Annotated in this window: 14 protein-coding genes and 1 riboswitch; of the genes, 10 read left to right on the forward strand and 4 right to left on the reverse strand. The window is 59.0% G+C overall.

The features are described from left to right. Window positions 1-3: 3 nt before the first annotated feature. The 3 genes from O1724_RS07320 (at window position 4) to hutH (ending at window position 4,071) form a co-directional block, all read left to right on the forward strand. A complete protein-coding gene (locus tag O1724_RS07320; RefSeq protein WP_003858534.1) occupies window positions 4-738 on the forward strand; it encodes a histidine utilization repressor in 735 nt (244 codons plus the stop codon). 127 nt (window positions 739-865) lie between these two features. Beyond that, window positions 866-2,554 (forward strand): urocanate hydratase, encoded by a 1,689-nt coding sequence (gene hutU / locus O1724_RS07325; RefSeq protein ID WP_003858533.1) that lies wholly within the window; start codon window positions 866-868, stop codon window positions 2,552-2,554. Then, complete coding sequence (gene hutH / locus O1724_RS07330) at window positions 2,551-4,071, forward strand: histidine ammonia-lyase (RefSeq protein WP_126296951.1); 1,521 nt, start codon at window positions 2,551-2,553, stop codon at window positions 4,069-4,071. The genes hutU and hutH overlap by 4 nt, the downstream gene beginning before the upstream one ends. 66 nt (window positions 4,072-4,137) lie before the next feature. On the opposite strand, the gene O1724_RS07335 is transcribed toward hutH, so the two are convergent. Together O1724_RS07335 and bioA are read right to left on the reverse strand one after the other, a co-directional pair. Continuing rightward, window positions 4,138-4,614 carry a kinase inhibitor gene (locus tag O1724_RS07335; RefSeq protein WP_003858531.1) on the reverse strand — a complete coding sequence of 159 codons (477 nt, stop codon included), beginning with the start codon at window positions 4,612-4,614 and terminating at the stop codon, window positions 4,138-4,140. Between the two features lie 47 nt (window positions 4,615-4,661). Next, on the reverse strand, window positions 4,662-5,951 hold the full coding sequence (gene bioA, locus O1724_RS07340) for an adenosylmethionine--8-amino-7-oxononanoate transaminase (protein ID WP_032628176.1): 1,290 nt from the start codon (window positions 5,949-5,951) through the stop codon (window positions 4,662-4,664). Window positions 5,952-6,037: 86 nt separating this feature from the next. On the opposite strand from bioA, the gene bioB reads away from it, so the two are divergent. The 4 genes from bioB to bioD are packed head-to-tail and all read left to right on the forward strand — an operon-like array spanning window position 6,038 to window position 9,665. Then, entirely contained in the window at window positions 6,038-7,078 is a 1,041-nt protein-coding gene (bioB, locus tag O1724_RS07345; RefSeq protein WP_479983950.1) for a biotin synthase BioB, read from the forward strand. Beyond that, window positions 7,075-8,232, forward strand: coding sequence for an 8-amino-7-oxononanoate synthase (gene bioF / locus O1724_RS07350; RefSeq protein ID WP_032608892.1), 1,158 nt, complete (start codon window positions 7,075-7,077; stop codon window positions 8,230-8,232). The genes bioB and bioF overlap by 4 nt, the downstream gene beginning before the upstream one ends. Continuing rightward, window positions 8,216-8,971 carry a malonyl-ACP O-methyltransferase BioC gene (gene bioC / locus O1724_RS07355; RefSeq protein ID WP_058658425.1) on the forward strand — a complete coding sequence of 252 codons (756 nt, stop codon included), beginning with the start codon at window positions 8,216-8,218 and terminating at the stop codon, window positions 8,969-8,971. Before bioF ends, bioC begins: the two co-directional genes overlap by 17 nt. Next, window positions 8,964-9,665, forward strand: coding sequence for a dethiobiotin synthase (gene bioD / locus O1724_RS07360; protein ID WP_003858523.1), 702 nt, complete (start codon window positions 8,964-8,966; stop codon window positions 9,663-9,665). The genes bioC and bioD overlap by 8 nt, the downstream gene beginning before the upstream one ends. Here the strand turns inward: bioD and O1724_RS07365 are convergent. After that, on the reverse strand, window positions 9,628-10,350 hold the full coding sequence (locus tag O1724_RS07365; protein ID WP_023315665.1) for an ABC transporter ATP-binding protein: 723 nt from the start codon (window positions 10,348-10,350) through the stop codon (window positions 9,628-9,630). The two genes, bioD and O1724_RS07365, sit on opposite strands and share 38 nt — an antisense overlap. Window positions 10,351-11,099: 749 nt before the next feature. On the opposite strand from O1724_RS07365, the gene uvrB reads away from it, so the two are divergent. Continuing rightward, window positions 11,100-13,115: an excinuclease ABC subunit UvrB gene (gene uvrB / locus O1724_RS07370; RefSeq protein WP_003858519.1), complete on the forward strand. Its 2,016-nt coding sequence runs from the start codon at window positions 11,100-11,102 to the stop codon at window positions 13,113-13,115. 79 nt (window positions 13,116-13,194) lie between these two features. Here the strand turns inward: uvrB and yvcK are convergent, their stop codons facing one another. Further along, window positions 13,195-14,103 (reverse strand): uridine diphosphate-N-acetylglucosamine-binding protein YvcK, encoded by a 909-nt coding sequence (yvcK, locus tag O1724_RS07375; RefSeq protein ID WP_023299636.1) that lies wholly within the window; start codon window positions 14,101-14,103, stop codon window positions 13,195-13,197. A gap of 226 nt (window positions 14,104-14,329) precedes the next feature. Beyond that, window positions 14,330-14,463: riboswitch (molybdenum cofactor riboswitch) on the forward strand. Between yvcK and moaA the strand changes: the two genes are divergently transcribed. After that, window positions 14,451-15,440, forward strand: coding sequence for a GTP 3',8-cyclase MoaA (gene moaA / locus O1724_RS07380; protein WP_003858516.1), 990 nt, complete (start codon window positions 14,451-14,453; stop codon window positions 15,438-15,440). Its footprint overlaps the riboswitch before it by 13 nt. A 24-nt stretch (window positions 15,441-15,464) precedes the next feature. Further along, window positions 15,465-15,977 carry a molybdenum cofactor biosynthesis protein B gene (gene moaB / locus O1724_RS07385; RefSeq protein ID WP_126296949.1) on the forward strand — a complete coding sequence of 171 codons (513 nt, stop codon included), beginning with the start codon at window positions 15,465-15,467 and terminating at the stop codon, window positions 15,975-15,977. The last annotated feature ends 1 nt before the right edge of the window (window position 15,978 follow it).

Genomic DNA, 15,978 nt, shown 5'->3' on the forward strand with positions numbered 1-15,978 from the left:
ATGATGTTTTCACGCTCGCCCCTGCCGCAGCCGAGCCCTCCCGCGCCTTTTTACGAAAAGGTGAAGCAGGCGATCAGCGAAAAAATCGCAGCCGGCGTCTGGCGCCCGCATGACCGCATTCCGTCCGAGGCCGAGCTGGTGGCGCAGTTTGGCTTTAGCCGAATGACCATCAACCGCGCACTGCGTGAACTGACCGATGAAGGGTTGCTGGTGCGCCTGCAAGGGGTGGGGACATTTGTGGCGGAGCCAAAAGGACAGTCGGCGCTGTTTGAAATCCGCAGCATTGCCGATGAAATTGCCGCCCGCAACCATCAGCACCACTGCGAGGTGCTGGTGCTTGAAGAGACGCAGGCCAGCGCCGAACAGGCCATCGAGCTGAACGTTACCGAGGGCACCCGGATTTTCCATTCGGTGATGGTGCACTATGAGAACGACATTCCGGTCCAGATTGAAGATCGCTGCGTCAACGCGGAGCGGATACCGGACTATCTGAATCAGGATTACACCCAAACCACACCGCATGCGTATCTCTCGCTCGTCGCCCCGCTGACGGAAGGGGAGCATATCGTGGAAGCCGTGCGCGCCACGCCGCAGGAATGCGAGCTGTTGCGTATTAAAGAGCACGATCCCTGCCTGCTGATCCGCCGTCGTACCTGGTCGTCCTCACAAATTGTGTCGCATGCGAAGCTGCTGTTCCCGGGAAATCGCTACCGGTTGCAGGGCCACTTTATGTCATAAGTTTTATAAGCGTGATCGCTAACGCAATATAGCAAAATTGTATCTTTTTTGTTAAATCCGACCTTGTGTGTGCTTGTCTATACAAGTATATCTAAATGCATCATCTGTCCCTTATGAGGAACACACAATGTCGTCAGATAAATACCGCAAGCAGGATGTCCGCGCCGCGCGCGGCACCACGCTCACCGCAAAAAGCTGGCTCACCGAAGCACCGCTGCGCATGTTGATGAACAACCTTGATCCTGAGGTAGCAGAAAATCCCCACGAGCTGGTGGTCTACGGCGGCATTGGCCGCGCCGCACGCAACTGGGCGTGCTATGACGCGATTGTCGAGTCTTTGACGAATCTCGAAAACGACGAAACGCTGCTGGTGCAATCCGGCAAACCGGTTGGCGTATTCAAAACCCATAAAAATGCGCCCCGCGTGCTGATTGCCAACTCCAACCTGGTGCCGCACTGGGCGACGTGGGAACACTTCAACGAGCTGGACGCAAAAGGGCTGGCCATGTACGGCCAGATGACCGCCGGTAGCTGGATCTACATCGGCAGCCAGGGGATTGTGCAGGGCACCTATGAAACCTTCGTGGAAGCGGGCCGTCAGCACTATAACGGCTCACTGAAAGGCCGCTGGGTGCTCACCGCCGGACTGGGCGGCATGGGCGGCGCGCAGCCGCTGGCCGCGACGCTGGCGGGCGCGTGCTCCCTGAACATTGAGTGCCAGCAGAGCCGCATCGATTTCCGTCTGCGTACCCGCTATGTCGATGAACAGGCCGACAACCTCGATGACGCGCTGGCGCGCATCAAAAAGTACACCGCTGAAGGCAAAGCCGTGTCGGTTGCCCTGTGCGGCAACGCGGCGGATATTCTGCCGGAACTGGTGGCGCGCGGCGTGCGTCCGGATCTGGTCACCGACCAGACCAGCGCTCACGATCCGCTCCACGGCTATCTGCCAAAAGGCTGGACATGGGAAGACTACCAGCAAAAAGCAGAAACCGATCCTGAGGGCACGGTACTGGCGGCTAAACGCGCCATGGCGGAACATGTCTCCGCGATGCTGGCCTTCAGTAAGATGGGTATTCCGACCTTTGATTACGGGAATAACATCCGCCAGATGGCGAAAGAGATGGGTGTGAATAACGCCTTTGACTTCCCCGGCTTCGTGCCCGCCTATATTCGTCCGCTGTTCTGCCGCGGCATCGGGCCGTTCCGCTGGGTTGCCCTGTCCGGCGATCCGGAGGATATCTACAAAACCGATGCCAGAGTGAAAGAGATTGTCGCCGATGACGAACACCTGCATCGCTGGTTGGATATGGCGCGCGAGCGCATTAACTTCCAGGGCCTGCCGGCGCGTATCTGCTGGGTCGGGCTGGAGTGGCGGCAAAAACTCGGCCTCGCCTTTAACGAAATGGTGCGCAGCGGCGAAGTCTCCGCGCCGATCGTCATTGGCCGCGACCACCTGGACTCCGGCTCTGTCGCCAGTCCGAACCGTGAAACCGAAGCCATGCGCGACGGCTCGGATGCGGTCTCCGACTGGCCGCTGCTGAATGCCCTGCTGAACACCGCCAGCGGCGCGACCTGGGTGTCGCTGCACCACGGCGGCGGCGTCGGGATGGGCTTCTCCCAGCACTCCGGGATGGTCATCGTCTGTGACGGAACTGATGAAGCGGCCGCGCGTATCGCTCGCGTGCTGCACAACGACCCGGCAACCGGCGTGATGCGTCACGCGGATGCGGGTTACGAGATTGCCATTGATTGTGCCAAAGAGCAGGGCCTGAACCTGCCGATGATCCCCGCCACACAAGGAAAGCCTGCATGAACGCGTTAACACTTACTCCCGGCTCGCTGACGCTCAAACAGCTGCGTCACGTCTGGCGTCAGCCGGTGACACTCTCCCTTGATGAAAGCGCCCACCGTGCCATTAACGACAGCGTGGCCTGCGTGGAGGCGATTGTGGCGGAGGGGCGCACCGCCTACGGCATCAATACCGGGTTTGGCCTGCTGGCGCAGACCCGCATCGCCACGCACGATCTGGAGAATTTACAGCGTTCGCTGGTGCTGTCGCACGCGGCGGGGGTTGGCCAGCCGCTGGACGATGAGATCGTCCGCCTGATGATGGTGTTGAAAATCAACAGCCTGGCGCGTGGGTTTTCCGGCATTCGTCTGAGCGTGATCCAGGCGCTGATGGCGCTGGTCAATGCGGAAGTTTATCCGTGGATCCCGGCGAAGGGCTCCGTCGGCGCCTCCGGCGATCTGGCGCCGCTGGCGCATATGTCGCTGCTCCTGCTGGGTGAAGGCCAGGCGCGCTGGCAAGGGGAGTGGCTGCCTGCGAAAGAGGCGCTGAAAAAAGCCGGTTTAACGCCGATCACCCTCGCGGCAAAAGAGGGGCTGGCGCTGCTCAACGGCACGCAGGCGTCGACCGCTTTCGCGCTGCGCGGTCTGTTTGAAGCGGAAGATCTGTTCGCCTCGGCGGTGGTGTGCGGTGCACTGAACACTGAGGCGGTGCTCGGCTCGCGTCGTCCGTTCGATGCCCGCATCCACGAGGTGCGCGGCCAGCGCGGTCAGATTGATGCCGCTGCCATGTACCGCCACGTACTTACCGATACCAGCGACATTGCCGAATCACACCATAACTGCGAGAAGGTGCAGGATCCGTATTCCCTGCGCTGCCAGCCGCAGGTGATGGGCGCATGCCTGACTCAGCTGCGCCAGGCGGCAGAAGTGCTGCTGGTGGAGGCCAATGCGGTGTCCGATAACCCGCTGGTGTTTGCCCAGGAAAACGAGGTGGTTTCTGGCGGCAACTTCCACGCCGAGCCGGTGGCGATGGCGGCAGATAATATCGCGCTGGCGATTGCCGAAATCGGGGCGCTGTCTGAGCGTCGAATCGCGCTGATGATGGATACGCACATGTCCCAGCTGCCACCATTCCTGGTGCGTAACGGCGGCGTGAACTCGGGCTTTATGATCGCCCAGGTCACCGCCGCGGCACTGGCAAGCGAGAACAAGGCGCTGTCGCACCCGCACAGCGTGGACAGCCTGCCAACCTCAGCCAACCAGGAAGATCACGTGTCGATGGCCCCGGCTGCCGGGCGTCGTCTGTGGGAGATGGCCTCTAACACCCGCGGCGTGCTGGCGGTGGAGTGGCTGGCGGCGTGTCAGGGTATTGATTTGCGCGAAGGGCTAACATCCAGCCCGCTGCTGGAGCAGGCGCGTCATACGCTGCGCGAGCACGTTACGCACTACGATGACGACCGCTTCTTTGCGCCGGATATTGATAAGGCGATGCAGCTTCTGGAAGAAGGGCGGCTGGTGGGGTTATTGCCTTCCGTGCTGTGATTTTTACCCTCACCCTAACCCTCTCCCTGTGGGAGAGGGCCGGGGTGAGGGCATCAGCCCGCACGATTACGAATACATCGCCGTAATCGACGCGCTACCCAGCGAATGGAAATGCACGTTAAAGCCTACCATCGCGCCGCTCGCCCCTTCGTCGACCTCAATCTTGTCCACATCCAGCGCGTGCACGGTGAAGATATAGCGGTGCGTTTCCCCTTTTGGCGGCGCCGCGCCGCCGTAGCCCGCTTTGCCAAAGTCAGTGCGCGTCTGAATCGCACCGTCAGGCAGAGCAACCAGATCGGAACCGGAGCCCTGCGGTAATACGCGCGTGTCGGCGGGCAGGTTTGCCACGATCCAGTGCCACCAGCCCGACCCGGTTGGCGCATCCGGATCGTAGCAGGTCACAACAAAACTTTTGGTTCCCGCTGGCACATCGTCCCACGCCAGATGGGGAGAGATATTATCCCCCTGATAACCCATCCCGTTAAACACGTGACGTTCCGGCAGCTTTTCGCCGTCGCGCAAATCTTTACTGATGATTTTCATCCGATTTTCCTCGTTACTCACTCATTCAGAAAGTGTAACGCATGGGGTTAAATCGCGAAATGCGCTGAAGTGTTAACGGCTTCAACCACTGCCCCGGTCAGCTTGCGGAGCTGATCCGCAGAAATGCTGTACGGCGGCATGAGGTAAATTAGCTTACCGAAAGGTCGCACCCACACGCCCTGGTCAACGAAGAAGCGCTGCAACGCGGCCATGTTCACCGGATGCGTTGTCTCGATTACCCCGATGGCGCCCAGTACGCGGACGTCCGCGACGTATTCCGCCTCCGCCGCCGCGCTTAACTGCTGCTTCAGCTGCGCCTCAATCGCCGCCACCTGCGTCTGCCACGCGCCGCTCTCCAGAATGGCGAGGCTTTCGCTTGCCACGGCGCAGGCCAGCGGGTTGCCCATAAACGTCGGGCCGTGCATAAAGCAGCCCGCGTCACCGTCGCTGATGGTGTCGGCAACCTGGCGCGTGGTAAGCGTGGCGGAGAGCGTCATGGTGCCGCCGGTGAGCGCTTTCCCCAGGCACAGAATATCCGGCGCGATCCCCGCATGCTCGCAGGCAAACAGCTTCCCGGTACGGCCAAAGCCGGTGGCGATCTCATCGGCAATCAGCAAAATTCCTTCGCGGTCGCACATCTTCCGAATGCGCTTCAGCCACTCGGGGTGATAGATCCGCATTCCGCCCGCGCCCTGCACAATCGGTTCGAGAATAACGGCGGCAATCTCGTGGCGATGGGCCGCCATCAGCCGCGCGAAGCCCACCATGTCCATCTCGTCCCATTCGCCGTCGAAGCGGCTCTGCGGGGCTGGCGCAAACAGGTTTTCCGGCAGGTAGCCTTTCCACAGGCTGTGCATGGAGTTGTCCGGATCGCACACCGACATCGCCCCGAAGGTGTCGCCGTGATAGCCGTTGCGGAAGGTGAGGAACCGCTGGCGCGTTTCGCCCTTCGCATGCCAGTACTGCAACGCCATTTTCATCGCTACTTCCACGGCCACCGAGCCGGAGTCGGCCAGGAAAACACACTCCAGCGATTCAGGCGTCATCGCTACCAGGCGACGGCATAAATCCACCGCGGGCTGGTGCGTGATCCCGCCAAACATCACGTGTGACATCTGGTCAATCTGCGCTTTCATCGCCGCGTTCAGACGCGGGTGGTTGTAGCCATGGATCGCCGCCCACCAGGAGGACATCCCGTCAACAAGCCGCTCGCCGCTGGCGAGATGCAGCTCGCAGCCGTGGGCAGAGGCTACCGGATAGACGGGAAGGGGGCGGGTCGTGGAGGTGTAAGGGTGCCAGATATGCTGCTTGTCGAAGGCGAGATCGTCCTGGGTCATAATCGACTTGTAAACCATTTTGAAAAGTTTTAGGTTTACAAGTATAAACCGAACCGACAATTAACAAAACCCTTTGGAGAAGCCCGATGGCTCACCACGCACGCTGGACGATGTCGCAAGTCACTGAATTATTCAATAAACCTTTCCTGGAGCTGATGTTTGAGGCGCAACAGGTGCACCGCCAGCACTTCGATCCGCGTCATGTTCAGGTCAGCACGCTGCTGTCGATCAAAACCGGGGCTTGCCCGGAAGACTGCAAATATTGCCCGCAAAGCGCGCGCTATAAAACCGGTCTCGAATCCGAGCGCCTGATGGAAGTCGAGCAAGTGCTCGACTCCGCGCGCAAGGCCAAAAACGCTGGCTCGACCCGCTTCTGCATGGGCGCGGCGTGGAAAAATCCGCATGACCGCGACATGCCCTATCTGGAGCAGATGGTGAAGGGGGTGAAGGAGATGGGGCTTGAAGCCTGCATGACCCTGGGTACGCTGAACGAAGAGCTGGCGCAGCGTCTCTCGGCGGCGGGGCTGGATTACTACAACCACAACCTTGATACCTCGCCGGAGTTCTACGGCAACATCATCACCACGCGTACCTATCAGGAGCGTCTGGACACGCTGGATAAAGTGCGTGATGCGGGGATCAAGGTCTGTTCCGGCGGGATCGTGGGACTGGGCGAGACGGTAAAAGATCGTGCCGGCCTGCTGTTACAGCTGGCAAACCTGCCGACCCCGCCGGAAAGCGTGCCCATCAACATGCTGGTGAAGGTAAAAGGCACGCCGCTGGCGGATAACGAGGACGTGGATGCCTTCGATTTCATCCGCACCATCGCGGTGGCGCGCATCATGATGCCGACCTCTTACGTTCGCCTCTCTGCCGGTCGTGAGCAGATGAGCGAGCAGACCCAGGCGATGTGCTTCATGGCCGGGGCCAACTCCATCTTCTACGGCTGCAAACTGCTGACCACGCCAAACCCGGAAGAGGACAAAGATGTCCAGCTGTTCCGCAAGCTGGGGCTGAACCCACACCAGACCGGGGTACAGGTGGGGGATAACGAGCAACAGCAGCAGCTGGAGCAGCAGATTTTTAACGCCGACACCGACCAGTTCTACAACGCGGCAGCCGTATGACCTGGCAGGCACGTATCAGGACCGCGCTCGACGAGCGGCGGGCGGCGGATGCGTTTCGGGTGCGCAGGGTAGTGGAAAACGGTGCAGGCCGTTTTCTCACCCGGGAAGGAGAGCGGTTCTGTAATTTCTCCAGCAACGATTATCTGGGACTGAGCCAGCACCCGCAGATCGTTCGCGCCTGGCAGCAGGGCGCGGATCGTTACGGCGTGGGCAGCGGCGGCTCCGGGCACGTCAGCGGCTACACCACGGCGCATCAGGCGCTGGAGGAAGAGCTGGCCGACTGGCTGGGCTACCCGCGGGCGCTGCTGTTTATCTCCGGTTTTGCCGCGAATCAGGCGGTGATTGCCGCCCTGATGGGCAAAGATGACCGCATCGTCGCGGACCGCCTGAGCCACGCGTCTCTGCTTGAAGCGGCCAGTCTCAGCCCGGCGCAGCTGCGGCGTTTTGCCCATAACAATGCCTCTCAGCTGAACGTTCTGCTGGGTAAACCCTGTTCTGGGCTTCAGCTGGCGGTGACGGAAGGGGTATTCAGCATGGACGGCGACAGCGCGCCCCTTGCCACCTTGCATGACGTCGCAAAACAGCAGAACGCCTGGCTGCTGGTCGACGATGCCCACGGCATTGGCGTCACCGGCGAGGAGGGGCGCGGAAGCGCGCACCAGCAACGCGTCAGGCCGGAACTGCTGGTGGTCACCTTCGGCAAAGGCTTCGGCGTCAGCGGCGCCGCGGTGTTGTGCAGCGAGCCGGTGGCCGATTACCTGGTGCAGTTCGCCCGTCACCTGATCTACAGCACCAGCATGCCCCCGGCGCAGGCCGTGGCGCTCTCTGCGTCGCTTGCGGTGATCCGCGGCGAAGACGGCGCTGAACGCCGGGCGCGCCTGGCCGACCATATTCAGCGTTTTCGCCGGGGGATAAGCGAGCTGTCTTACCGGCTTACCGACTCGCACAGCGCCATTCAGCCCGTAATTGTGGGTGAAAACCATCGGGCGCTGATGCTGGCACAGGCGCTACGAGAACGCGGGCAGTGGGTCACGGCGATCCGCCCACCCACCGTGCCACCAGGCACCGCGCGCTTGCGTCTGACGCTCACGGCAGCGCATGAACCGCAGGATATCGATACGCTTCTGGAGGCACTGTATGTCTCCCGTCAATAAACAGGCCGTTGCCGCCGCGTTTGGCCGGGCAGCGCAAAGCTATTCACAGCACGATGAGCTGCAACGCCTGAGCGCCCGCGGGCTGCTGGCCGCGCTCGGTGACGGGCGTTTTGCGCAGGTGCTCGACGCAGGCTGCGGGCCAGGCGGCAATAGCCGTTACTGGCGCGCAACAGGTAGCCACGTCACGGCGCTGGATTTATCCGCGCAGATGCTGGATGAAGCCCGCCAGCAGCAGTCAGCAGACCGTTATCTGGTGGCCGATATCGAGGCCATCCCGCTGGAGGATGCGCTGTTTGACCTCGTCTGGAGCCATCTGGCGGTGCAGTGGTGCGCCAGCCTGCCGCAGGCCCTACGCGAGTTATACCGCGTGGCGCGGCCCGGCGGAGCGGTGGCCTTTACCACCCTGCTGGAAAGTTCGTTGCCGGAGCTGAATCAGGCGTGGAGGGCAGTGGATGCACAGCCTCATGCCAACCGGTTTCTCTCGCACGAACAGGTCACTCAGGCGCTGGCAGGCTGGCGCTATCGCAGCGTGGTCCAGACCGTCACCCTCGAATTTAGCGATGCGTTAAGCGCCATGCGATCGCTTAAGGGCATAGGCGCGACGCACCTGCACGCCGGACGGGAGAAGAAACCCCTTACCCGCGGCCAACTCCAGCGTCTCGAGCTGACCTGGCCGCAGGAGCGGGGCCGGTTCCCGCTCTCTTATCATCTTTTTCATGGGATTATTGAACGTGACTGAACGTTATTTTGTTACCGGCACGGACACTGAAGTCGGTAAAACGGTTGCCAGCGCCGCGCTGTTGCAGGCGGCGCGTCTGCTGGGGAAAACAACTGCCGGGTATAAGCCCGTAGCCTCCGGCAGCGAGATGACGCCGGAAGGCTTACGCAATACCGATGCGCTGGCGCTACAGCGTAATAGCAGCCTTGCGCTGGCCTATTCTGCGGTGAACCCCTATACCTTTGCTGAACCCACCTCGCCGCACATCGTCAGCGCCGATGAAGATCGTCCGATTGATTTTTCGGTGCTCTCTTCCGGGTTACGCGACCTGGAAACGCAGGCCGACTGGGTGCTGGTGGAGGGGGCTGGCGGCTGGTTTACCCCGCTGTCCGACGAGCAGACATTTGCTGACTGGGTGCAGGCCGAGCAGCTTCCGGTCATTCTGGTGGTCGGCGTGAAGCTTGGCTGTATCAATCACGCCATGCTGACCGCTCAGGCCGTGCAGCAGGCCGGGTTGCGTCTGGCAGGGTGGATTGCCAATGACGTGGTTGCGCCGGGTAAACGTCATGCTGAGTACCTGGCGACGCTGAAGCGGGGGCTGCCTGCGCCGTTTCTCGGCGAGATCCCGTGGCTTGCCGACGGCGCAGAGCAGGCGGAAACCGGACGCTATCTTGACCTTAGCGCCTTATGTCCCGCGCCATCCAGTGCGCAATAAGGTCGTCATCCAGCTCGTTAACGTGGCCCTGTGCCACGTTACGCCCGCGATAGAGCATGCAGAAACGATCCGCTACCCGGCGGATAAACGACAGCTGTTGCTCAGCTAACAGCACCGTCATTCCCAGCTCCCGATTCAGCCGCACCAGCAACTGCCCCAGCCTGCGCGCGAAACCATGCCCTGCGCCATACATGGGCTCATCCAGAATCAACACGCGCGGGCGATTAACCAGCGCACTGGCGAGAGCCAGCTGATACTGGTCGTCGGGGGACAGCGCAGAGGCACGGCTCTGTCGCAGCGGATAGAGCTCCGGAAACAGGGCGTACACGTCATTTTTTGATGTCGGGTCGGATTTCCCCGTCGCCCGCATAGCGATATGCAGATTTTCATCGACGGTCAGCTGGGAAAATATCCGCCGATCCTGCGGGACGTAGCCTATCGTCGGCGGCGCCGGGAATGCTGACGCAGGGTTGAGCAAGTTATGCGGCGGCGCGCCAGCCTCATGCCAGATGATGGTGCCGCTCTCAACGGGCACCTTTCCGGTAATGCAGTTCATGAGCGTGGATTTACCCATGCCAGGCAGGCCAACAATGCCCGTACAGATGCCTTGCGGGAAATCGATATTCACGTTCCATAGCGTATGTTGGCTTCCGTAAAACTGATTTACAGCACGCAGACTCAACATCTTTCTCTCCTTAAAAATGTGTGGGGGTGATGCACAGAGTGATGTCTGCAAAACGCCTGCCAGGAACTTCATAATGATTAAAAAAAGGCCATTTTTAGGAATAACTCACTATCAAAAGCAGTACGTTTATACGAAATGCACATTCCCGGTGCCGCGTATGTCGAATCGTGGTGCAGGAGAAATGACAGAATTGTGATTAAGATCTCGCCAGTTGCTTATGAAAAAATGAACGTTTTCCAGGCAAAAAAGAGTGATAAAAATTTTTTACTGCCGCTTCGTGGGAAAAACCGGGAATTTGCTGAAGTGCATGCTGTACGGGCTGGAGGCAGTTATCCACTATTCCTGTGGATAACCTTGTGCATTAGAGTTAGAAAACACGCGATAAGCGAGAAAATACGCGGGTTACGACCAAATTGATGGGAAACGCGGCTTAATAAATTAGTCTTTATTTTTTAACGAATTAGATAAAAGCAATTCCCTCAACGCCAGCGACACCTGTTGCCATAAAACTTTCATAACCGCCCTTGACAAATGTTAAAAAAGTAATAGTTCTGGGGATAACCCCCTGAGGCTGGTGTTTTATTTTGTCACAGTCGAAATTTGGCTCGCGAACGCACTAATCCTCTCTGCGCTACGCTAAATATCCTGACACGCTACTGGTTTTTCATCCAGTGTTTTTTACTGGCAATCCTGGCCACAACGAGTAAAATTACTCACCTGCCGCTTATTCTGTCATCAGGTCGTCGCCCATGAGTAAACCGTTTAAACTGAATTCTGCTTTCCGTCCTTCCGGGGATCAGCCCGAGGCTATTCGTCGCCTGGAAGAGGGGCTGGAGGACGGGCTGGCGCACCAGACTCTGCTGGGGGTTACCGGTTCGGGCAAAACCTTCACCATTGCCAACGTCATTGCCGATCTCCAGCGTCCGACGATGGTCCTCGCGCCGAACAAAACGCTGGCGGCGCAGCTGTATGGTGAGATGAAAGAGTTCTTCCCGGAAAACGCGGTGGAGTATTTCGTCTCCTACTACGACTACTACCAGCCGGAAGCCTACGTTCCCAGCTCCGACACGTTTATCGAGAAAGATGCCTCGGTGAACGAACATATCGAGCAGATGCGTTTGTCGGCGACCAAGGCGCTGCTGGAGCGTCGTGATGTGGTGGTGGTGGCCTCGGTGTCGGCGATCTACGGCCTGGGCGATCCGGATCTCTATCTCAAGATGATGCTGCACCTGACGCAGGGGATGATCATCGATCAGCGGGCGATTTTGCGCCGTCTGGCGGAGTTGCAGTACACCCGTAACGATCAGGCGTTCCAGCGCGGGACCTTCCGCGTGCGCGGCGAGGTGATTGATATCTTCCCGGCGGAATCGGACGACATGGCGCTGCGCGTGGAGCTGTTCGACGAAGAGGTTGAACGCCTGTCGCTGTTCGATCCGTTGACCGGTCACGTCGAGTCGGTGATCCAGCGCTTCACCATCTACCCGAAAACGCACTACGTGACGCCACGCGAGCGTATCGTGCAGGCGATGGAAGAGATCAAAATTGAGCTGGCGGACCGCCGCAAGGTGCTGCTGGCGAACAATAAGCTGCTGGAAGAGCAACGCCTGAGCCAGCGTACCCAGTTCGATCTGGAGATGATGAACGAGCTGGGCTACTGCTCCGGCATCGAAAACTACTCGCGCTACCTATCCGGGCGCGGGCCGGGCGAAGCGCCGCCGACGCTGTTTGACTACCTTCCGGCGGACGGCCTGCTGGTGATCGACGAATCACACGTTACGATCCCCCAGATCGGCGGGATGTACCGCGGTGACCGCGCGCGTAAAGAGACGCTGGTTGAGTACGGGTTCCGACTGCCGTCAGCGCTGGACAACCGTCCGATGAAGTTTGAAGAATTTGAGGCGCTTGCTCCGCAGACCATCTACGTATCGGCGACGCCGGGCAACTACGAGCTGGAAAAATCCGGTGATGACGTGGTGGACCAGGTGGTGCGTCCGACCGGGCTGCTGGATCCGATTATCGAGGTGCGTCCGGTGGCGACGCAGGTGGACGATCTGCTCTCGGAAATACGTGCCCGTTCCGCCATCAACGAGCGCGTGCTGGTTACCACGCTCACCAAACGTATGGCGGAAGATTTGACGGAGTATCTGGAAGAACACGGCGAGAAGGTGCGGTATCTGCACTCGGATATCGATACCGTGGAGCGTATGGAGATCATCCGCGATCTGCGTCTGGGCGAGTTCGACGTGCTGGTAGGAATTAACCTTCTGCGAGAAGGTCTGGATATGCCGGAGGTGTCGCTGGTGGCGATTCTGGACGCGGACAAAGAGGGCTTCCTGCGTTCCGAGCGCTCGCTGATCCAGACCATTGGCCGCGCCGCGCGTAACGTCAACGGGAAGGCGATCCTGTACGGGGATAAAATCACCCCGTCGATGGCCAAAGCGATTGGCGAAACGGAACGTCGTCGCGAGAAGCAGCAGCGCTATAACGAAGAGCACGGCATCACGCCGCAGGGGTTGAACAAGAAGGTGGTGGATATCCTGGCGCTGGGTCAGAACATTGCGAAGACTAAAGCGAAAGGCCGCGGCAAGGCCCGTTCAGTGGTGGAAGAGGATACCGTCGCGCTGACGCCGAAAGCGTTGCAGCAGAAGATCCACGAGCTGGAAGGGCAGATGATGCAGCATGCGCAGAACCTGGAGTTCGAAGAGGCTGCGCAAATCCGCGATCAGCTGCATCAGCTGCGGGATCTGTTTATTGCGGCATCGTGAATTTTTTGCCCGGTGGCGTTTTCTCCCTCTCCCTGTGGGAGAGGGCCGGGGTGAGGGCATCAGGCCGCACAAAACGAACCTAACCTAATGCCTGAATCGCCTTCTCCAGCGCCTCGCGTAGAAGATGGCGGTCGTGGCGATATTTAATATCGCTGGCTTCCAGCGGCTCCTGTACCACCACGCGATCGCCAATCCCTGATACATCCACTTTCGGTCCGACCACGACACCATCGATAATTTTCTTACCAACGTACTGTTCCATCAGGTCCAGCTTATCCGCCAGCGACAGGCTTGCCGCCGCCGGGCTGAGTTCGCGGCCTAAATTACCGATATAGACCATGGGCGCAGGCGTTCTGCGCAGCGCCTGCGCCAGCTCTTTCACCAGCAGGATCGGCATCAGGCTGGTGTAAAAACTTCCCGGCCCAATCAGGATCAGATCGGCCTCGCCAATCGCTTCTACCGCTTCACGCGTTGCGGGTACGCTGGGGTAGGTCATCAGCTCTTTTGGCGGCAGAAGAAGCTGGTCGATATTCACTTCACCATACACTTCGTGATCGTCAGCATCGATCGCCATCAAATCTACCGGCTGTTCGGACATTGGGATCAGGAACGCATCCACTTTTAGCAGGTTACGAATTAAATTGATCGCTTCCAGAGGGCGCACGCTCAGGTGATCCAGCGCCTTTAACATCAGATTTCCAAGGTTATGGCCTGAAAGTTCGCCATTCCCGCCAAAACGGTACTCAAACATCGCCGAGGCCACGCTTGGCTCAGTGATGAGCTGGTTGAGGCAGTTGCGCATGTCGCCCCAGGCTATCCCGCCTTCAGCACGTCGGATCCGCCCGGTTGAGCCGCCGTTGTCCGTTGTTGTCACGATGCCCGTCAGGCGTGAGCCCAGTGACGATAACGACGACATAACCCGTCCCAGCCCGTGACCTCCGCCAAGAGCGACCACGCGGTCCAGATCCGCAAAAGTGCGATTGCGCATACCTATTCCTTATCCTGTTAAGCTTGCGTCACAGTAACGCAACTACTCCTAAAAGACGATGCCTCTCACAATCCATAATGACGTATATCAATGCGAAAGCGCTGTTTTTGCGTATTCTGTAGTGAAAATGCACGATAACATCGTTATGTATAAATTTATATAGCGAAAAGCGACAATGGCGAAGTGGCGATTTCCACGCTACTATCGCCATAACCACGTTTTCAAAACTGAAAACATACACTCTAGCCCTGGCGCCTGTGTCGAGAGATATGGCGCCCTGGCCGTGGCGGATTTGCCACCAGGGTACAGAAAGAAATGACTGTGCCTCCCGATCTGGAAAGGTGTACATGGCTTCACAACTTACTGATGCTTTCGCGCGTAAGTTTTACTACTTGCGTCTGTCGATTACCGATGTGTGCAACTTCCGTTGCACCTACTGCCTGCCCGATGGCTACAAGCCGGGCAGCGTCACCAATAATGGCTTTCTCTCCGTGGATGAAGTACGCCGCGTTACGCGTGCGTTCTCGGAACTCGGCACGGAAAAAGTGCGTCTTACCGGGGGAGAGCCCTCCCTGCGTCGTGATTTCCCTGACATTATTGCCGCCGTGCGTGAAAACGAACGTATCCGCCAGATCGCGGTGACCACCAACGGTTACCGCATGGCGCGTGACGTGGCGTACTGGCGCGATGCGGGGCTGACGGCGATCAACGTCAGCGTGGACAGCCTTGATGCCCGGCAGTTTCACGCCATTACCGGTCAGGACAAGTTCCGCCAGGTGATGGACGGCATCGATGCGGCGTTTACCGCCGGGTTCGAAAAAGTCAAAGTCAACACGGTGCTGATGCGCGACGTAAACCACCATCAGTTGGACACCTTCCTGGCGTGGATTAAATCCCGTCCCATTCAACTGCGTTTTATCGAGCTGATGGAAACGGGCGAGGGCAGCGAGCTGTTCCGCCGTCACCATATTTCCGGCATGGTGTTGCGCGACGAGCTGCTGAAACGCGGCTGGATCCATCAGATCCGCCAGCGCAGCGATGGCCCGGCGCAGGTTTTTTGTCATCCGGATTATGAAGGCGAAATCGGCCTGATCATGCCCTATGAAAAAGACTTCTGTGCCAGCTGCAACCGCCTGCGTGTCTCCTCCGTTGGCAAGCTCCATCTTTGCCTGTTCGGGGATGGCGGCGTCGATCTGCGCGATTTGCTGGAAGATGACGCTCAACAGGACGCGCTTGAAGCACGCATTTCCGAGGCGCTGACGCACAAAAAGCAGACCCATTTCCTGCATCAGGGCAACACCGGCATTACTCAGAACCTGTCCTATATCGGCGGGTAATCAGGCTTTAGAAGGAACCAGAAGATGAGTCAAGTAAGCGCGGAATTTATCCCGACACGCATTGCTATTCTTACCGTTTCCGAACGTCGTGGTGAAGAGGATGATACCTCCGGCCACTGGCTGCGCGAGGCGGCACACGAAGCCGGACACCAGATTGTTGATAAAGCGATCGTCAAAGAAAACCGTTACGCCATTCGCGCTCAGGTCTCACAGTGGATTGCGAACGATGACGTCCAGGTGGTGCTGATCACTGGCGGCACCGGCTTTACCGCAGGCGACCAGGCGCCGGAAGCGCTGCTCCCGCTGTTCGATCGCGAAGTGGAAGGCTTCGGCGAAGTGTTCCGCATGCTCTCATTTGAAGAGATTGGCACCTCTACGCTCCAGTTCCGTGCCGTAGCGGGGGTAGCGAACAAGACGCTGATCTTCGCCATGCCAGGGTCGACCAAAGCCTGCCGCACCGCGTGGGAAAACATTATTGCCCCACAGCTGGATGCTCGTACCCGTCCGTGTAACTTCCATCCCCATTTAAAGAAATAAG

Source organism: Enterobacter cloacae complex sp. HYC074_NIDB (assembly GCF_056673345.1).

Coding starts and splice junctions, on each gene's coding strand:
- O1724_RS07320 (WP_003858534.1), top strand. CDS start 4: ATGTTTTCACGCTCGCCCCTGCCGCAGCCGAGCCCTCCCGCGCCTTTT.
- hutU (WP_003858533.1), top strand. CDS start 866: ATGTCGTCAGATAAATACCGCAAGCAGGATGTCCGCGCCGCGCGCGGC.
- hutH (WP_126296951.1), top strand. CDS start 2,551: ATGAACGCGTTAACACTTACTCCCGGCTCGCTGACGCTCAAACAGCTG.
- O1724_RS07335 (WP_003858531.1), bottom strand. CDS start 4,614: ATGAAAATCATCAGTAAAGATTTGCGCGACGGCGAAAAGCTGCCGGAA.
- bioA (WP_032628176.1), bottom strand. CDS start 5,951: ATGACCCAGGACGATCTCGCCTTCGACAAGCAGCATATCTGGCACCCT.
- bioB (WP_479983950.1), top strand. CDS start 6,038: ATGGCTCACCACGCACGCTGGACGATGTCGCAAGTCACTGAATTATTC.
- bioF (WP_032608892.1), top strand. CDS start 7,075: ATGACCTGGCAGGCACGTATCAGGACCGCGCTCGACGAGCGGCGGGCG.
- bioC (WP_058658425.1), top strand. CDS start 8,216: ATGTCTCCCGTCAATAAACAGGCCGTTGCCGCCGCGTTTGGCCGGGCA.
- O1724_RS07365 (WP_023315665.1), bottom strand. CDS start 10,350: ATGTTGAGTCTGCGTGCTGTAAATCAGTTTTACGGAAGCCAACATACG.
- uvrB (WP_003858519.1), top strand. CDS start 11,100: ATGAGTAAACCGTTTAAACTGAATTCTGCTTTCCGTCCTTCCGGGGAT.
- yvcK (WP_023299636.1), bottom strand. CDS start 14,103: ATGCGCAATCGCACTTTTGCGGATCTGGACCGCGTGGTCGCTCTTGGC.
- moaA (WP_003858516.1), top strand. CDS start 14,451: ATGGCTTCACAACTTACTGATGCTTTCGCGCGTAAGTTTTACTACTTG.
- moaB (WP_126296949.1), top strand. CDS start 15,465: ATGAGTCAAGTAAGCGCGGAATTTATCCCGACACGCATTGCTATTCTT.